The organism is Blautia sp. BCRC 81119 (assembly GCF_003184505.1).
Lineage (GTDB): Bacteria > Bacillota > Clostridia > Lachnospirales > Lachnospiraceae > Blautia_A > Blautia_A fusiformis.
In genome coordinates this window covers 67375-84915 of record NZ_QJHD01000002.1, presented here as the reverse complement: position 1 = coordinate 84915, position 17541 = coordinate 67375, and the positions used below count along the sequence as shown (strand labels likewise).

Here is a 17541-nt window from a genome sequence, read left to right as displayed (position 1 = left end):
CACCTAATGCTTAATCAGCAAGCACACTGTATAAACAGTAACTATTGATCAATAATTAGTCTTCTTTCTTATCTGCTCCGTAAAGAGTGATAAGTTTCTGCAGATACTCATATCTAGCCTGAGCCTCAGACTCGTTCTTAGCAAACAGTCTTGCAGCTTTCTCAGGATTCTGACGCTGCAGAGAATTGTAACGAACCTCACCGTTCAGGAAGTCCATATAGTTCTCCATATCCGGTGTCTTGGAATCAAGGCTGAACTTGTTCTCAGCAGCCGGGTTGAATCTGAAGTTGTGCCAGTATCCGCACTTAACTGCCAGCTCTTCCTCTGTCTGAGCTTTGCTCATACCTTTCTTGATACCATGGTTGATACATGGAGCGTAAGCGATGATCAGGGATGGTCCCGGATATGCCTCTGCCTCTGCGATTGCTTTTACAGTCTGGTTGAAGTCAGCACCCATGGAGATCTGTGCTACATATACATAGCCATAGCTCATTGCGATAGATGCCATATCTTTCTTCTTAGTCTCTTTTCCGCCTGCTGCGAACTGAGCGATCGCACCTGTCGGTGTAGATTTGGAAGACTGTCCGCCTGTGTTGGAGTAAACCTCTGTATCGAATACCATAACGTTGATGTCACGTCCGCTTGCAAGAACGTGGTCAACACCACCGAATCCGATATCGTAAGCCCATCCGTCACCACCGAAGATCCACTGGGATTTCTTGGAGAGGAAGTCTTTCTGTGCAAGGATCTCGTTAGCCTTGTCACATCCGCAAGCCTCAAGAGCTGCAACGAGTTTCTCTGTAGCTGCACCATTTGTTGCGCCTACAGCATAAGTATCCAGCCATTCCTGACCAGCTGCCTTAACATCCTCGTTTGTTCCGTTAGCTACAAGGTCTTCGATCTTCTCTTTCAGACCGCCACGGATCGCACGCTGTGCAAGAAGCATACCATAACCGAACTCTGCGTTATCCTCGAACAGAGAGTTTGACCATGCAGGTCCCTGTCCCTTAGCGTTTGTTGTGTATGGTGTAGATGGTGAAGAGTTACCCCAGATAGAGGAACATCCTGTAGCATTTGCAATGTACATTCTGTCACCAAAGAGCTGTGTGATCAGCTTAGCGTATGGTGTCTCACCACAACCTGCACAAGCGCCGGAGAACTCAAGGAGCGGCTGTTTGAACTGGCTGCCTTTTACAGTTGTCTCTTTATATTTAGCGATAACGTCTTCCTTCTGAGGAAGTGTTACACCGTAATCGAAGAATTTCTGCTCTTCTGTGTTAGCTTCAAGCGGAGCCATCTCAAGAGCTTTGTTGCCTTTCTTTCCTGGGCAGACATTTGCGCAGGAACCACATCCTGTACAGTCAAGAGCGGATACAGTCATTGTGAATGTATAGTCTTTCATTCCTGTAAGAGGAAGTGTCTTGATTCCCTCTGGAGCGTTAGCTGTCTCATCTGCTGTCATAGCAACCGGACGGATTGCAGCATGCGGGCAGACGTATGCACAGCGGTTACACTGGATACAGTTGTCCGGAACCCATACAGGAACGTTAACTGCGATACCACGTTTCTCATATGCAGCTGTTCCGGATGGTGTTGTACCATCTACATAATCCTTGAATGCAGATACTGGGAGGCTGTTACCTTCCTGAGCATTGATCTTGCACTGGATGTTGTTTACGAAGTCCTGAGCATCCTGAGCACCGTGGGATGCGTGAGACATGAAGAGTCCCTCGTCCTCAGCGTTCTTCCAGCTCTCCGGAACCTGAACCTCTACGACCTGTTTAGCACCGGCATCGATAGCTGCCCAGTTCTTCTTAACAACGTCATCACCTTTACGTCCGTAAGTAGCTTTAGCAGCAGCTTTCATAAGCTCGATAGCCTGCTCCTCAGGAATGATTCCTGTAAGTTTGAAGAATGCGGACTGAAGGATCGTGTTGATACGTGTTGGTCCCATGCCAGTCTCAATACCAATCTTAACACCATCGATGGTGTAGAATTTGATATTGTGGTTAGCGATGAAAGCTTTAACCTGTCCTGGAAGATGTTTCTCAAGTCCTTCCATATCCCAAGCACAGTTCAGAAGGAATGTACCTCCGTCAACAAGCTCCTGTACCATGTTATATTTGTTAACATAGGACGGATTATGACATGCAACGAAGTTTGCTTTGTGGATCAGGTATGTGGATTTGATCGGTTTCTTACCGAAACGAAGGTGAGACATTGTAACACCGCCGGACTTCTTGGAGTCATAATCGAAGTAAGCCTGAGCGTACATGTCTGTGTTATCACCGATGATCTTGATGGAGTTCTTGTTAGCACCTACAGTACCATCAGCTCCAAGTCCCCAGAACTTGCAGTTTGTTGTTCCCTCTGGTGTTGTAACAAGTGGTGCGCCTGTCTCAAGAGAAAGGTTTGTAACATCATCAACGATACCGATTGTGAATTTCTCTTTCTCAGTGTTCTCATATACTGCTACGATCTGTGCAGGTGTTGTATCTTTGGAACCAAGTCCGTAACGTCCTGTAAAGATCTTAACATCGCTAAACTTGCTGTCGCGAAGAGCTGCAACAACATCAAGATACAGAGGCTCGCCAAGAGCTCCTGGCTCTTTTGTTCTGTCAAGAACAGAGATCTGCTTAACTGTATCCGGGATTGCATCGATAAGAGCCTGTGCACAGAATGGTCTGTAAAGACGAACTTTAACAACACCGACTTTCTTGCCAGCTGCCATAAGGTAATCGATTGTCTCCTCGATGGTATCGTTTACGGAACCCATAGCTACGATGATGTGCTCAGCGTCAGCAGCTCCGTAGTAGTTGAACAGTTTGTAGTCTGTTCCGATCTTCTCGTTAACTTTGTCCATGTACTCCTGAACAACTGCCGGAAGAGCGTCATAATATGGATTACATGCCTCTCTTGCCTGGAAGAAGATATCCGGGTTCTGAGCGGAACCTCTCTGACATGGATGGTTCGGGTTCAGAGCACGGTTACGGAACTCTGCGATTGCGTCCATATCTGCCATATCTTTCAGATCTTCATAGTCCCATGTCTCGATCTTCTGGATCTCATGAGATGTACGGAATCCGTCGAAGAAGTTGATGAATGGAACTTTTCCTTTGATTGCTGCAAGATGAGCAACCGGTGTAAGGTCCATAACCTCCTGTACAGAAGACTCACAAAGCATTGCACATCCAGTCTGACGACAGGCCATAACGTCGGAATGGTCACCGAAAATACAAAGTGCGTGGGAAGCAAGTGCACGGGCAGATACGTTGATAACTCCCGGAAGCTGCTCACCAGCGATCTTGTAAAGGTTCGGGATCATAAGCAGAAGACCCTGGGAAGCTGTGTAGGTTGTAGTCAGGGCACCTGCTGCCAGAGAACCGTGAACGGCACCTGCTGCACCTGCCTCAGACTGCATCTCTGTAACCTGTACTTCCTGTCCAAAGATGTTCTTTCTTCCCTGAGTTGCCCACTCGTCTGTAGCCTCAGCCATTACAGATGAAGGGGTAATCGGGTAAATAGCAGCTACATCAGAAAAAGCGTATGATGCATGAGCGGCTGCATGGTTACCATCCATGGTTTTCATCTTTCTTGCCATTGTTTTTTCCTCCTTAAAGGTTTGTTAAAAAATATATTATTTAGGCTTATGAAGGCCTAAAATTCCATTGGTTATTATATCATAGATTCCCAGTTATGTCCATTTTCTTTCATTGTTTTTTGTATATTATCCTGTACAAACGCCGTTATCTTTTTCACAAATAAAAAAGAGCTGTTCGGAATTTTCCCTCTCCAAACTGCTCTCCTTATCATCTCATACGCTTATCCCAACTCACATCCGGGAATCACTTCTCCTCTTTTCCGAAAAGATCCTTCATGGATTTCCGACGGAGCATTGTCCACAGCTGATCCTGGATCTCCTTAAGCTCATCATGTGCATGGCAGGGAACTCCGTCCTGTCCGTTCCTTGGACACTGATATGTGCCGTTCAGGCACTCAATGATGGACATATCCGGATCGATCGCACTGTATATCTCATATAATGACAGTTCTTCCGGATCTCTCTTCAGCGCGTAACCGCCATGAACTCCGCGGTATCCTTCCACGAGCCCTGCATTCTGAAGCTTCTTCAGTATCTTGTATGCAAAGGGTGCTGTGATCGATTCCCTCTCACAGATCTCGCTGACGCTCAAACGCGGCTCCCACATCAATGCGCGGATAACCCGCATCGCATAATCGCTTTCTCTGGTGATAAACATTTTTAACCTCTCTTCTGTTCAACTAAGCTGCTGATTTATGATAGTTTCCGCATTCCATCCGATCTGCCACGTTCCTGGGTGTTTCTGATGTGCCAGAGAGCCGGATATCCATATCCCCGGAATACTTCATTACCACATACGACAGTATAACCCATTTTTTTATATAATAAAAGGTTATTATTTTCCTGTGATTCATAGTAATCCCCTGTTTTTCCTTTATTTAGCCGAAAAAAGGAAAATACAGCTTGCAAATTTTTCAGTTTACGGTACAATAGGAAACGATTGTAATGCTTTCGTATGTAATTGAAACGATATTTATTTAATGAAAAAAGAGGTATGATATGATTTCAGCAAATAACATCACACTGCGCGTTGGAAAAAAAGCGCTGTTTGAAGACGTTAACATCAAATTTACAGAGGGTAACTGTTATGGATTGATCGGCGCCAACGGCGCAGGAAAATCTACATTCCTCAAAATCCTTTCCGGTCAGCTCGAGCCTACCAAGGGCGACATTGTGATCACCCCCGGTCAGAGACTTTCTTTCCTGCAGCAGGATCACTTCAAATATGATGCTTATCCGGTTCTGGATACTGTCATCATGGGTAATGAAAGACTCTATCAGATCATGAAAGAGAAAGAAGCCATTTACGCAAAGGAAGATTTCACAGACGAAGATGGCATCCGTGCCAGCGAGCTTGAGGGTGAGTTTGCAGAAATGAACGGATGGGAAGCAGAGTCCGATGCTGCTACTCTTCTCAACGGTCTCGGAGTCGACACCGAGTTCCACTATACACAGATGGCAGACCTTACCGGTAGTATGAAAGTCAAGGTTCTTCTTGCACAGGCTCTTTTCGGAAATCCTGATATCCTTCTTCTTGATGAGCCGACCAACCACCTGGATCTTCCTGCTATCGAATGGCTGGAGGAGTTCCTGATCAATTTTGACAATACGGTTATCGTAGTATCCCATGACCGTTATTTCCTGAACAAGGTCTGCACACATACTGCTGATATCGATTATGGCAAGATCCAGCTTTATGCCGGAAACTACGACTTCTGGTTTGAATCCAGCCAGCTTCTGATCAAGCAGATGAAAGAGGCCAACAAAAAGAAAGAGGAGAAGATCAAAGAGCTCCAGGAGTTCATCTCCCGTTTCAGCGCCAATGCTTCCAAATCCAAGCAGGCGACTTCCAGAAAGCGTGCCCTGGAAAAAATCCAGCTGGATGACATGCGTCCTTCCAGCCGTAAATATCCATACATCGACTTCCGCCCGAACCGTGAGATCGGAAACGAGGTCCTCATGGTGGAAAATCTGTCCAAGACCATTGATGGAGTAAAGGTTCTGGACAACATTTCCTTCACTCTTGGTCGTGAAGATAAGGTTGCCTTTGTGGGCGCCAACGAGCAGGCCATCACAACCTTCTTCAAGATCCTTACAGGTGAAATGGAGCCGGATGAAGGAAATTACAAATGGGGCGTTACCACTTCCCAGGCATATTTCCCGAAGGATAACACACAGGAATTCGATAACGACCTTACTATCACCGACTGGCTGACACAGTACTCCGAGATCAAGGACGCAACCTACGTCCGTGGATTCCTTGGCCGTATGCTTTTCCCTGGTGAGGATGGTGTAAAACGTGTCCGTGTTCTTTCCGGTGGTGAAAAAGTTCGCTGTCTTCTTTCCAAGATGATGATCTCCGGTGCCAATATCCTGATCCTGGATGAGCCAACCAACCATCTGGATATGGAGTCTATCACAGCACTGAACAACGGACTGATCAAATTCCCGGGAGTGATCCTTTTCACCTCACACGATCACCAGTTTGTACAGACAACTGCAAACCGCATCATGGAGATCCTTCCTAACGGCAAGCTGGTAGACAAGATCACCACTTACGACGAGTATCTTGCCAGTGACGAAATGGCCAAGAAGCGTCACGTATTCCAGGTTAACGAAGAGGACGCACAGGATAACTAAATCCCATGCTTCTGTAACAAAAAATCTCCCCTGCTTCCGCCTTTACAGGCAGTCAGGGGAGTTTTTTTATCTGTTTTATATGCGCTTACTCCATGGTGATCGGAGCAAGCTTGCCCTGTGTTACATCCAGAAGATCTTTAAGCGGTACCTTCAGGGTAAGGCCTACTCTTCCACCACTTACATAGATTTCATCAAAGTTTTCGGCAGACTGGTCAAACACCACCGGATAATTTTTTTTCATTCCAAGAGGGCTGCAGCCTCCGCGGATATAGCCCGTGATCTTTGTAAGATCCTTTACATGGATCATATCTACTGTTTTTTCGCCTACAGACTTTGCGGCTGCCTTACGGTCCACCTCTTTCTCGATCGGAACTACAAACACATAGTAGCCGCCGCTTTTCCCTTCCATGACCAGGGTCTTAAAGGACTGATCATGAGGGGCTCCTGTGATGTCTGCACAGTGGATCCCATCTATGAACTCTCCACAGTCATATGCGATCGCTTCATATTTTACTTTTTTTCGATCCAGCATTCTCATTGCGTTTGTTTTGGCTTCTTTTCCCATTTCTGTCACTCCTTGGATTTTTCTCAGTTGTCTTTCCACTCATCAAGCTCATCCAGATCCTCATCATTCATCAGATCCGGGTCATTCCTGTAATTTCCATATTCTTCCTGCTCATCAAAATCCGCCATATTTTCAATATCCATCCGACGTCTTTTCTGCTGCAGTTTTTCAAAATCTTCATAGCTGTCCCTGTTTTCCGACTCATCAAAACGATCATAGTCTTCATGATCCTCCGGATCTGCATAGCGGGATCTGCTTCCCGTTCCTGCATTCCTTCGTTCCCTGGTGCTGCTGCTCTGGCTGTATCTGCGGCCTCTTCTGTCATCCGAAGCATAATTTCTGTCGGATGTTCTGTTTCTGCCGGATGTTCCGGAAGTGCTTCTTCTTTCAGTGGAACTGCCTTTGCTGTTTCTTTCGCTTCCGGATCTTTTTCGGCTGTCTGCATAATTTCTTTCTCGTCTGTCAGAGTTGCGTCCTTCTCTGTCAGATGGTCTGCGGGAACGTCTTTCACCCCGGCTTTCCCGGTCATCGTTTGCCCGGTTTTCGTATGTATATCTGTGATCGTCCCTGTTACGGTCAGAGGTGTATTCACGACTGTTTCCTCTACGGTCCCTTCCTGCCGGCTTCCTGGTCTCCTCCGGCAGAGTTCCATCGTCGTCATCCTCTTCTTCGTCATCTTCCTCATCGTATCGGTCTTTGTTGATGGCGAACTGGATCAGCATACCAAGGATCGCAATTCCCGCTGCCATACCGACGCCATATGGAAACTGCGCCAGCCCTGCGATCTTTGCAATGGATAATCCTGCCAGAACACCACCCAGTATACTGGTTCCGACAATGATCACTCCTTTCGCATAACGCATAGCAAGTACTCCCAGTCCCACGCCGATAAGGATGCACAGGAAAAAAGAAAAAGAACTGGTCGGATGGACCAGATAGATACTCAATGTTATTCCGATACCAAATCCCAGTACAAAGATTCCTGCCCTGTAGATCAGAAACGAAACAACAGCCAGTACGATCCCCAGTCCCGCCATGGCACCTGCGATCACCATTTTATCCTGAACACCGGACATATAGGTTACACCAAAGCCGGCGCCTGCTCCGATGATAAATCCAAAGATCATCATCCAGAACCGGAGGATACGATATCCCAGGATACAGTTCAAAAGCCCGAAAACGCAGAGCACTCCATATACGATCACCATCAGCTGGCTGATCTGTTCCATACCTCCTGCTCTCTGCAGTATGTCAAATCCTCTTGACAACATATCCATATTCATAACTTACTCCTCTCTTTCCAAAACCTCCGGAAATCCTCCCAAAGATGTTTCAGAAAATAAAATATATGGTATAAAAATTATCCATCACTCCATAATGATACTCCACCTGACCAAGTCCGTGAAGTTTCATATAATACTGTGCCACATTCTGTACCACGCCATCATCCAGCAGTTCCTGGCAGGCTTCGGAAAAAGCTTCCTGACCGCCAAACTTGAAACGCACAACAGCCGCGCCATTATCCAGTCTCATCTTACAATAATCATATATATCCTGCCAGCTGTAATCTTCAAAGTACCCCTGGTTCAGCACATAAAAATCCAGATCCTTCGCAGTACATGCCGGAACTGTCAGTTCTTCCGATGGTGTATAGGTTTTTTCATATTCTTCCGGGAAAGGGCAGAGATAATCGTAAATGATCGTCTTATGCTCTTCCAGCTGTGCGGCATCTCCATTTAGAAAATCCGGCTGATCCCCATTGGTAGCATCTACATAATAATACTCCTGGCCAATTTTTACAATATCCCATGCATGACCCTCTGTACTTCCTTTTGTGCTTCCGTCCACATAAATACAGGGAATATCCAGCCTTTCCAGAAGATACTGGACAGCTCCTGCATATCCGGCACAGACTGCGGATTTTTTCCAGAAAACACCTGCTATGCTCTGATCATCCTCCCCTGTCTGATACTGGGTATGGTCAATCACATACGTATAAACAATGCGTACCTTCTCGTAGTCACCGGCATCCTCCGGGATCAGGGCTCTGACCTCCTGAAAGCTCTGCTCCATCGCCGTCTGTATCTCATCGATCTCGCCGTCTGTATAAGTATAGCCCGGAGTAAAAACGCAGTAATCACTGTCTGAATACGTAGTTTTGTAGATTTTTTCACGATTGTGGACCCAGAATATCTCCGGGTGGTCTTTCAATACTGCATGATAGCTTCTGTCAATACTGTCATCATCGGAGATTGTCAGATAAAACTCCTTTTCCCGGGCACGGATTCCTTTCAGCAGCTCCCGATATACTCTCTGCTCTTCTTCCGTAAGCTGTTTGAAATAATATTCCTGATGCCCTTCTTCGCTCTGGGCAACCTCCATCTGACGCAGTTCCTCTACTTCCTTTGGTTCGCCTGAAATAATGCTCTTTGCTATGGAGCAGATCTGATCCAGTGCCTCTGCCGAAGCGCTAAAGGGCTGAAGGATCACTGCAGCTGTAAGCACTGCGGCTGCCATGGGGCAGAAATTTCTTTTTTTCATAATATCATGTCCTATGTCTGAAGCAGCGATTGTAAGAAAGGGCAGCCTCCCGTGGGAGACTGCCCTTATCTTCAATCGCTGTCCCTTAGTTTTCCATTTCCAGTGTTTCTACATCATCATCAAATGTATCCACTGCATCGTCCATGGTCTCCTGATCCAGAGTCAGCGTCTCAACTTCATCTTCTTCCTCATCCTCCTGCAAAGCCTTATTCTTAAAATCTGCAAGAAGGTCACTGGAAACAGTATCACCGGATGCCAGTGCATCCTTCAGTGCATCAGATCTAACCACATCCGTGAGGAGCTTTTCTGCACTCTCCTCTGTCAGAACATCATTCTCTGTAGCTGTGGTCTCATTTTCCTCCGCTGTTGTATCCTGATAGAAGGATGGCTTTCTGATATAACGGAAGCTTGCACTGTATGCCTCACCAACCGTTACACCATTCTTGCTTGAGGAACAATGTACTGCGATCCAGTCGCCGGAATCCGTCTTTCCGCACAGGATACCAACGTGGTTGTTGCTTCCTGCTTCCGGTCCTCTCTGGAATACCAGATCTCCTGGCTGTGCATCTGCTTCGCTGACAACACCGGCCTTCTCCCACTGGTCAGAGGTTCCGTCTCCAACTGCTGCCTGCATTCCCTGATCCTTATATCCATTGATCACTGCCCAGGTAACAAAGCCGCTGCAGTCCAGACCATATGCACGGAGCGTACCGGAGCTTCTGCTGCCGTCTGCAGATACCTTCTCAACGGAGCCCCAGCTTGGATCTTCTCCGATCACCGTAGATTTACCGCCCCAGAAATATCCGACCTTACCAACCAGTGAATACGCTGCGGTGATAACATCTACACGATCCTCAGAAACATTGTCTCCCACACTTTCACGGACAAAGCCTTTGGATGCGGTAACTACCGCACAGAGAAGCTTACAGTCTGTTTCCACATATTTCTTAAGGACGCTTCTGTCTTCCTTTGCAATATTGTTCTTCTTGATGTAGTAGTTGATCTTACGATTTCCGTAGGATATCTTGGTAATATCCTGCTTGTCCCTGACGATGGGGTTCATCTCCGCAAAGATCCTTGCCAGATCATCCTTGCAGGATGCATCCAATGTAAATGACGTTGCTCCTGCTTTGCTCTTTTCGTAAATATAAACAGCAAGGATATCCTGCCAGTTTCTTACCAGAAGTGTATTCTCCGTATCGGTAAGCTTGTTCTTCTCTTTATATTCTCTTTCGATCTCTTCCATTACAGAAGCAAAATCATCGGAGAAGGACAGATGATAATTGCTCTTAAGACTATCCAGATAAAAATCCTTGCCCGCATGGAGATTGGATACCATATTTGTCACATAAACAGGATCTCCGATCTGTGTTGCTGTGGCGTTATTTCCATCTGTGATCTCTGTATTCTTGTTATCTTCCGTGCTGCTATCATCTTTTTTGTTATCTTTTTTGTTGCCTTTTTTGTTATCACTGTCGTTCTTGTCGACAGCTGCAAGCTTGGCTTCTGCCTCAGTCAGGATCTTATAATTCGTAACCTTGGCCTTTTCTGTATTAGACAGTGCCTCATAAGCTGCACGTACGCTATCTATCTCCGCTTTATCTGCTGCTGTGATCGTTCTGCCTGCCAGTGCTTTGATCTTCCGGATCACCGCCTGTACCTTTGCAGAGTCATCCCTGGCCGGTGTTGCCGTCGGTGCAGGTGTTGCGGTTGGCTCCGGCGTTGCCGTTGGTGCAGGTGTCGCTGTCGGTTCCGGTGTTGCCGTTGGTGCAGGTGTCGCTGTCGGCTCCGGTGTTCCCGTCGGCGCAGGTGTTGCAGTTGGCTCCGGTGTTTCCGTCGGCGCAGGTGCCGGTGTATCTGTTGGCTCCGGCGCTGTAGTTGGTTCCGGGTCAGGTGCAGCAGTTATTTCCGGTTCCGGTGCAGCTGTCGGCACCGGTTCTGTCGGAACTTCTGGTTCCGGTTCACTTACCTCGCTCCCGTCTCCTGAAACACCTTCCTCAGCAACAACATTATCTGCTTCCTCGGCGGCTTTTACTCCGGTTGGAACTGCCAGTACCATAGCTGATAACATCGTGATGCAAAAAAACTTATTCAGGTACTTGTTCTTCATATTTATTAAGATGCTCCCTTCTTTCCTTGAACATCCCTTTACTTCCCCTATAATAAAGGTCTGCCTTAAACCGTTTGATAACTTAAAGTTTAATTCAATTTATTTTAGCATACGAAAATCGTGAAATCAACTGTTCTGGTAGGATATCTCCTTCAATTCATCTATTTTTCACTTTTTATTCACATTTTTGTAAGATTTTTTAGAGTTTACCATAACGTAAAAAAGCCACAGTGCTCTCACACACTGCGGCTTTTTATATACTGTCAGACAGTCACTGCCGGCTGTCCGCCCATATGAAACTGTTTTCTGACACAGAGCTGAAAAATCCCCTGTACAACCTGATAGCACACCCGAAGGATAAAACGGATGTCATCGGCAATGCACCGCGGGCTTTCCAGATAATATGCATGACGCTCACGGATATATTCCACAAGTTCCTCAAAGCTTTCAAACTGCTTCGCTTCTTCCAGCTGGCTGTCTGCTGCGCCGCTGAGGATACATTCTCTCAGGCGGTTCTTCAGCTCAGCTTCATAAGAATTATGTGCTGCAAGATTTCCTTTGTATGTTTTGTTATGAGGAAAAGTAAAATAATCAGCCATATAATGCATGACCTCACCGAATCTTCTCCAGTATACTCTGGCATTCTCTTCCTCCGGGTTCTTCTCGACAAGCGCCCTCATCTTATTCTGGAGGTGATCGAATGTTCCGAAAAACTCATGTCTGGTGGTGAGAAACGATGGTTTCAGATCAGGCATGATATTGCCCAGGCAAAACGCTTTTCTGTGCTGCTGGAGACTGTACACCTCAGACATCTGGTCAGCCAGGTATCTGCCTAACAGTATATGTGATTTTTTACGCAATTTTTTCCCTCTTCCTTCTTTCCTGATCCAGATCCTGACCGGTCAACAGTAATTTGGTTCCGCCCGGTCCTCTTCTGGGATCCATAAATCATCCGTTTACCGGAACCAACTTTACTATAGCACTGTTTTTTCAAATAATCAAATAAAGATTATGTAAATTTTAATCCAGATCAAAAAGCTGCCGCTGCTTCAGATCAATAGATGCCCAGACGGTACTTGTCTTCGATTCTCCGCAAAGATAAACCGTGCTGGAAACCTGAGCAGCATATATAATTCACTTTTTGTTCCAATCCCTCCGTCAAGTCCAACACTGTTGTGCGCAGCTTCAACCAGGGTCTTTGCCCTATCTTCAGTAACTCCTCTGCCACGCATCTTTTTATCATGCCAGATCTTTCGGATCCCATTTACTCCAAGTGCGATCACATCTTTTGGCAATGGTGCTTTTTCAAGCACTGTCAGGCCGCTTATTGCATCAAATCGTGTGTATAATCCCAGATATTCCGGGAAATGTATTGCAAGCCATCTCTGAATCCTGTTTGCAGATATGTTGTGCTGCTTCATGATCCCGTCACGGCTGTATACCAGGTCTCTTATCAGAACTGCAATCTTTTTATTCTCAGTCTTAAGTGTCTCTGCCCAAAGGCTGAAAGAATTGAACCCTTCCAGATCGTTATGAAAAGAAAAAATACGTTTTGTAAGTTCGCGTCCTCTGTTATCAAAAGCTCTTGCATAATGTATCTGGCTTCCGATATCAACTCCGACAACCATTGTTGAATCTGTTACTTGCTCAATCTTTTCATTCTGTGTATAATTCATTTGGAACCTCCAGTGCTTGATTGTTTTGTTTACATCCGCCAAGATGCAACTCAATCATACCTTGAGGTTCTTTTTTATTCAATTGGCGCTTTTAATGAATTACAGGAATGCTCCTTATTATATTTTTCAATCTCGTCATCAATAATTGAATCTACATGAGGGAACAGACAACCGGGACCTCCATAGGTAATACATGGAATGAAATGTCCATGTGGTGCATACTCCTCACATGCTCTTCTGACCTCCTTACGGATCTCTTCTTCTGTGGAATCCACACGGTCTACGATCGAAGCATCGATTCCGCCCATAAGTGTCATTCTTCCGTTCAGCTGTTTCTGGAGCTTCGGAATATCATTCTGCGGAAGTGTTCCCTGCCAGATGTCAATCCCAAGATCAACCATATCCTCTATGATCGGTTCCATGAAGGAATCTGCGTGATGCATGATGATCACTCCATGGTCTTTCATATATTTATAGGATCTTTCATACTGTGGTTTGATAAATTCTCTCCATGTGTCCGGACTGATGAACAGGGACTGCTTGGAACCCCAGTCATCATGGGAAAGGATGATATCCGGGTGGAGATTATCAACGATCAGCTTTGTAAGCTGGAAACGGTACTCCCCAATGGCATTGCAGAGATCCATCATATCCTCCGGCTCAAGAAGGAAGTTCACCAGCATATCCTCAAATCCCATCAGGAAGTGAAGCCTCTCAAAAACACCTGTAGGCATAAATGCCATGAAAAGGCTTCCTGAATCCTTTATCTCCTGTGCCTTCTGTTTAAATGGTTCCCATAAAGCCGGATCCGAGCACTGACCGACAATATCCGGAATCACCAGCTGCTCTTTCCATTCTGTGATATCATCAATGACCTTGTTGTCCTCTGTTACATGTGGCATTGCAGCCAGCTGTTCCTGGGGCCAGAGGATCTCAGTTCCGAAAAGATCCTTCATAGGCTCCATACCACGGTGACGGTTTCCACGCACATAATTATTTGCCGGGTTCGGCGGGTAAAAGGTCGCACCCTCATACTGTCTCAGAAGTCGTTCTGGCCTGCCGTCCTTTTTTATCGTTTCAAGTAAAATCTCCGATGCTTTCAACATAATGCTTCCTCCTTTATTATCCTGTGATCTTTCAAAATACCCGATCACTTATCTTTATGATCTTGCGTCAATCTCAGCCTGATACTGAAGAACCTTTTCCTTTGTGATCTTAAATCCAAACACCAGAAGTAGAAGACCTGCCAGACAGAAAATAGCCGGAACAAGTGCAAAGGAAATCGTCATTCCCTGACGAGCCGTCCCCTCAAGAACAACTCCAGATTTCCAGCCTACCGCCACAAGACAGGCGCTGAGGATCGTTCCTCTTAAGAATACGGCAATCTTCAGCGGAAGATTCTGTAATCCCATGATCCATCCGGATGCATCTTTTCCGCTCTTCCATGTTGCATACACTACAGTGTCCGCATAAAGTGCAGGTGAAGCTGCAAAAGCCATACCATAGAAGAACTGGGCAAGTGTCATAAGGGCGATCACTGTCATTGCATTTCCATAGAAAATATATACAAGGAACAGTGATACTGCCATTCCTGCATAAGCAATGATCATAGTTGTACGGGACGATATTGCTTTTGCAATGTATCTCATGGAAAAAGCTCCGATGATGGCACCGATAGCAACACAGAGAAGATAAGTGGTCATCAGTCCCGGATTTCCCATTGCATCCCTGAAATAGTAAATAGCAGATGCTGCTGTTACAAATTTCACACACCATTTTGCAAGGTCTGCCAGCATCAGGACCATAAGAGGTGGATTCTGAAACAGGGAAGCAAACATCTCTCTGATCGTGATCTTTGTTTTGTCATTTTTCTTTCCTGCTGTTTCCGTTTCAATCTCTTCATAGCCTTCCGTCATCTTGAAATGGGCAAAATAGGTTACGACCATCAGAATACCCAGGCAGAAAGCTGCTGCTGCAAATTTATTTTTCTCACCGACATATCCGGCAAGAAGTGTTGCAAATGGAAGACCCATATAGGAAAACAACAGACCGCCTATGTTATTCCAGGTTGCCCTGGAGGATGCAAGCGTTGCTTTGTCTTCCGGTGTTTTACCAACAACACTGATCAGGGTTGCGTTGGCAACATAGCTGAAATTCCATGCCACATGAGATGCGATGGATGCGGCAATGATCACCACTGCCGAAAGCCATTCATTATCACTGACACGTATGAACATGAATGCGTACAGAAACGGCACCATCCACGGAACCATGATCAGCCAGGAACGATAACGCCCCCATTTCTTTGCTTTTGTGCCATTGATGATTCCTCCGTAAAGCCAGGACAGACATGCATCAACAATGGTAAATACGGAATTGATCACACCAGCTACACCAGCTGCAAAGCCTGCCAGATCCGTCAGAAATGTCATAAAGTAAAATGTCTCGATATTACTCATAAGAACAAATCCGGCATCACCAACACCAAAGAAATATTTCAGGGCATTTGTAAGACCCTTTTTCTGTTTCGGATCTTGTTTCGGTATTTCATTTTTACTCATTTTCTTTCCCCCTTCGCTGTTTTTTGTGGGGCCGGCCATTTCCACAACTTCACGTTACCTTTGATGATTACAGTATAGTTGTTTTTTTCTTGTTCGTAAATCCGCACACTTCTTCATTCTTTCTCCAATGCTTCATACTTTTTGTACAGTTATTATTGTAAATATGCACAAATAATTCCCTCTCTGTTTTCTTTTTATTTTCCGTCTAATATGTTATAATTTCCTATAAATACAAGGCTTTTATGAATTGGAGGAAATATTTTGAACAAAAGAGAGCATTTCGTGAATAGCCCGCATACAGGCTTCCATCTTAATCTCCAGATCATTGCTGACGATTTTGCGGAGAAAAAAGAGGATGTTTCCATCCTCTGCCGTGAAGACCCCCTGACGCTGGATGGTCTTCGCATATATCAGGCAGGAGCCCTGCTAAAGCCATGCTACCTTTATCTTGTCTTCGGCAATTCTCTTTCCGAAAGCTTCCTGCGATACCAGAACATCGCATTTGTAGTGGTGGGCTCCGGTGATCTTTCCTGCTTTTCCGAAAGCTGCAGGATCCTTCACATTAAGGGAACCCTTTCTTTTTCTGAGGTCTTCAACCAAATACAGCAGACCTTTGACAGATATTCTGACTGGGACAGTAAACTCCAGCTTGCACTTGGAAGTATCGATCCGCTGAATGAGATGCTGGAAGCCAGTCTGGATATATTTCATAATCCGGTTTTTGCCCACGACACCAACTTTTATATCCTTTCTTCTCCCCGGCACGTAACCGGTATGTCCGAATGGGTCCATGACCAGCGTACAGGTAGACTCATCGCACCTTTAAGCCTGATTCAGGATTTCAAGCTTGATGCCGAATACCAGCGCACACTTATCACCCACGGCGCCAATATTTATTCCGAAGAGCTCCGCGGTTACCGTATCCTCTACATGAATCTCTGGGTCAGCGGCAATTATCAGGGCAGGCTTTGTGTAGATGAGCTCCAGACGGAGATACAGCCCGGACATTTTTCTGCTCTTGAGTATCTTGGCTCCTTTATCGAGCTATGCATCCGTCGGCACAATCTGTTCCAAATCTCAATGGGAAATGACTCCCGGCAGTTCTTCACGGAGTATCTTTCCGGAAAGCTCACAGAACTACAGGCAGTTACCGATCAGATCCAGTATCTGAACTGGAATCGCCATGACCGGTATCTTGTACTTCGTCTGGAAACCCAGCAGCAGGATGACCGTATGCACTCTTCCATCGCCACACTGGGACACATTGAAGCCCAGATCCCGGAAGGTCTGGCTTTTACCTATCAGCAGGGAATCGTTGTGATCGTTAATCTGTCCTTTAAGCACTCTGTATCTTCCGATGTTATCAGTTCACTTGCGATCATCCTGCGCGAAGGGCTTTTTAAAATGGGAGTAAGCTCTGAATTTCGTGATTTTCTCCTGATCCCTCAGGGATATATTCAGGCTGTTTCCGCCTTGCGCCTGGGCAAAAAAAGTCAGAGCATGGCCTGGTGCTATCATTTTGATGCTTATCTTCTGGAATATATGCTTTCCCAGATCAGCCATCAGATCAGTCCCGAGCTTCTGGTCTCTTCACGGCTGGATGCACTGCAGAATTATGACCGAAAAAACAATACTGAGCTGTATCACACACTCAAGGTCTATCTGGAGCATGAACGCAATTCTCTTCAGACAGCCCGTGAGCTTTTTATACATAGAAGTTCCCTGACCTACCGTCTGGAGCGCATCCAGAAACTCACAAAGGTTGATCTGGATAATCCGAAAGACCGGCTTCTTCTGCAGCTCTGCTTTCTTCTGCAGGAAAAGGACCAGACTGTCACCTGACAACC

At 45.9% G+C, this 17541-nt stretch carries 12 protein-coding genes; 2 read left to right on the top strand and 10 right to left on the bottom strand.

Going from position 1 to position 17541, the window contains the following annotated elements:
* Positions 1–55: 55 nt before the first annotated feature.
* Both nifJ and DMI82_RS01420 read right to left on the bottom strand, forming a co-directional pair.
* The gene (gene nifJ, locus DMI82_RS01425) at positions 56–3601 is read right to left on the bottom strand and encodes a pyruvate:ferredoxin (flavodoxin) oxidoreductase (protein ID WP_110102189.1); all 3546 of its coding nucleotides are present in this window, start codon (positions 3599–3601) and stop codon (positions 56–58) included.
* Positions 3602–3845: 244 nt separating this feature from the next.
* Positions 3846–4259 (bottom strand): RrF2 family transcriptional regulator, encoded by a 414-nt coding sequence (locus tag DMI82_RS01420; RefSeq protein WP_110102187.1) that lies wholly within the window; start codon positions 4257–4259, stop codon positions 3846–3848.
* Between the two features lie 341 nt (positions 4260–4600).
* On the opposite strand from DMI82_RS01420, the gene DMI82_RS01415 reads away from it, so the two are divergent.
* On the top strand, positions 4601–6241 hold the full coding sequence (locus DMI82_RS01415) for an ABC-F family ATP-binding cassette domain-containing protein (protein WP_021650411.1): 1641 nt from the start codon (positions 4601–4603) through the stop codon (positions 6239–6241).
* An 85-nt stretch (positions 6242–6326) separates the two neighbouring features.
* Here the strand turns inward: DMI82_RS01415 and ybaK are convergent, their stop codons facing one another.
* The 8 genes from ybaK to DMI82_RS01375 all read right to left on the bottom strand — a co-directional run bounded on the left by ybaK (position 6327) and on the right by DMI82_RS01375 (position 15694).
* Positions 6327–6806, bottom strand: coding sequence for a Cys-tRNA(Pro) deacylase (gene ybaK, locus DMI82_RS01410; RefSeq protein WP_022426473.1), 480 nt, complete (start codon positions 6804–6806; stop codon positions 6327–6329).
* A 23-nt stretch (positions 6807–6829) separates the two neighbouring features.
* Complete coding sequence (locus tag DMI82_RS01405) at positions 6830–8089, bottom strand: DUF4203 domain-containing protein (protein ID WP_059085598.1); 1260 nt, start codon at positions 8087–8089, stop codon at positions 6830–6832.
* A gap of 49 nt (positions 8090–8138) precedes the next feature.
* Positions 8139–9347, bottom strand: coding sequence for a transglutaminase domain-containing protein (locus DMI82_RS01400; RefSeq protein ID WP_227573977.1), 1209 nt, complete (start codon positions 9345–9347; stop codon positions 8139–8141).
* Between the two features lie 85 nt (positions 9348–9432).
* The gene (locus tag DMI82_RS01395) at positions 9433–11457 is read right to left on the bottom strand and encodes an NlpC/P60 family protein (protein ID WP_110102185.1); all 2025 of its coding nucleotides are present in this window, start codon (positions 11455–11457) and stop codon (positions 9433–9435) included.
* Between the two features lie 263 nt (positions 11458–11720).
* Positions 11721–12317, bottom strand: a complete 597-nt coding sequence (locus tag DMI82_RS01390; RefSeq protein WP_022426477.1) for a zinc dependent phospholipase C family protein — start codon at positions 12315–12317, stop codon at positions 11721–11723.
* Between the two features lie 189 nt (positions 12318–12506).
* Complete coding sequence (locus DMI82_RS19995) at positions 12507–13133, bottom strand: hypothetical protein (protein ID WP_199579953.1); 627 nt, start codon at positions 13131–13133, stop codon at positions 12507–12509.
* Positions 13134–13207: 74 nt separating this feature from the next.
* A complete protein-coding gene (locus tag DMI82_RS01380; RefSeq protein WP_110102183.1) occupies positions 13208–14239 on the bottom strand; it encodes a uroporphyrinogen decarboxylase family protein in 1032 nt (343 codons plus the stop codon).
* A gap of 54 nt (positions 14240–14293) precedes the next feature.
* Entirely contained in the window at positions 14294–15694 is a 1401-nt protein-coding gene (locus DMI82_RS01375; RefSeq protein WP_110102181.1) for an MFS transporter, read from the bottom strand.
* 261 nt (positions 15695–15955) lie between these two features.
* Here DMI82_RS01375 and DMI82_RS01370 point away from each other — a divergent pair, with 261 nt between their 5' ends.
* On the top strand, positions 15956–17536 hold the full coding sequence (locus tag DMI82_RS01370; protein WP_022426480.1) for a PucR family transcriptional regulator: 1581 nt from the start codon (positions 15956–15958) through the stop codon (positions 17534–17536).
* The last annotated feature ends 5 nt before the right edge of the window (positions 17537–17541 follow it).

Excerpts from the sequence above, each read along its gene's own strand:
- DMI82_RS01395 (WP_110102185.1), bottom strand. The coding sequence starts at position 11,457 with ATGAAGAACAAGTACCTGAATAAGTTTTTTTGCATCACGATGTTATCA.
- DMI82_RS01415 (WP_021650411.1), top strand. The coding sequence starts at position 4,601 with ATGATTTCAGCAAATAACATCACACTGCGCGTTGGAAAAAAAGCGCTG.
- DMI82_RS19995 (WP_199579953.1), bottom strand. The coding sequence starts at position 13,133 with ATGAATTATACACAGAATGAAAAGATTGAGCAAGTAACAGATTCAACA.
- DMI82_RS01420 (WP_110102187.1), bottom strand. The coding sequence starts at position 4,259 with ATGTTTATCACCAGAGAAAGCGATTATGCGATGCGGGTTATCCGCGCA.
- DMI82_RS01405 (WP_059085598.1), bottom strand. The coding sequence starts at position 8,089 with ATGAATATGGATATGTTGTCAAGAGGATTTGACATACTGCAGAGAGCA.
- DMI82_RS01380 (WP_110102183.1), bottom strand. The coding sequence starts at position 14,239 with ATGTTGAAAGCATCGGAGATTTTACTTGAAACGATAAAAAAGGACGGC.
- nifJ (WP_110102189.1), bottom strand. The coding sequence starts at position 3,601 with ATGGCAAGAAAGATGAAAACCATGGATGGTAACCATGCAGCCGCTCAT.
- DMI82_RS01400 (WP_227573977.1), bottom strand. The coding sequence starts at position 9,347 with ATGAAAAAAAGAAATTTCTGCCCCATGGCAGCCGCAGTGCTTACAGCT.
- DMI82_RS01375 (WP_110102181.1), bottom strand. The coding sequence starts at position 15,694 with ATGAGTAAAAATGAAATACCGAAACAAGATCCGAAACAGAAAAAGGGT.
- ybaK (WP_022426473.1), bottom strand. The coding sequence starts at position 6,806 with ATGGGAAAAGAAGCCAAAACAAACGCAATGAGAATGCTGGATCGAAAA.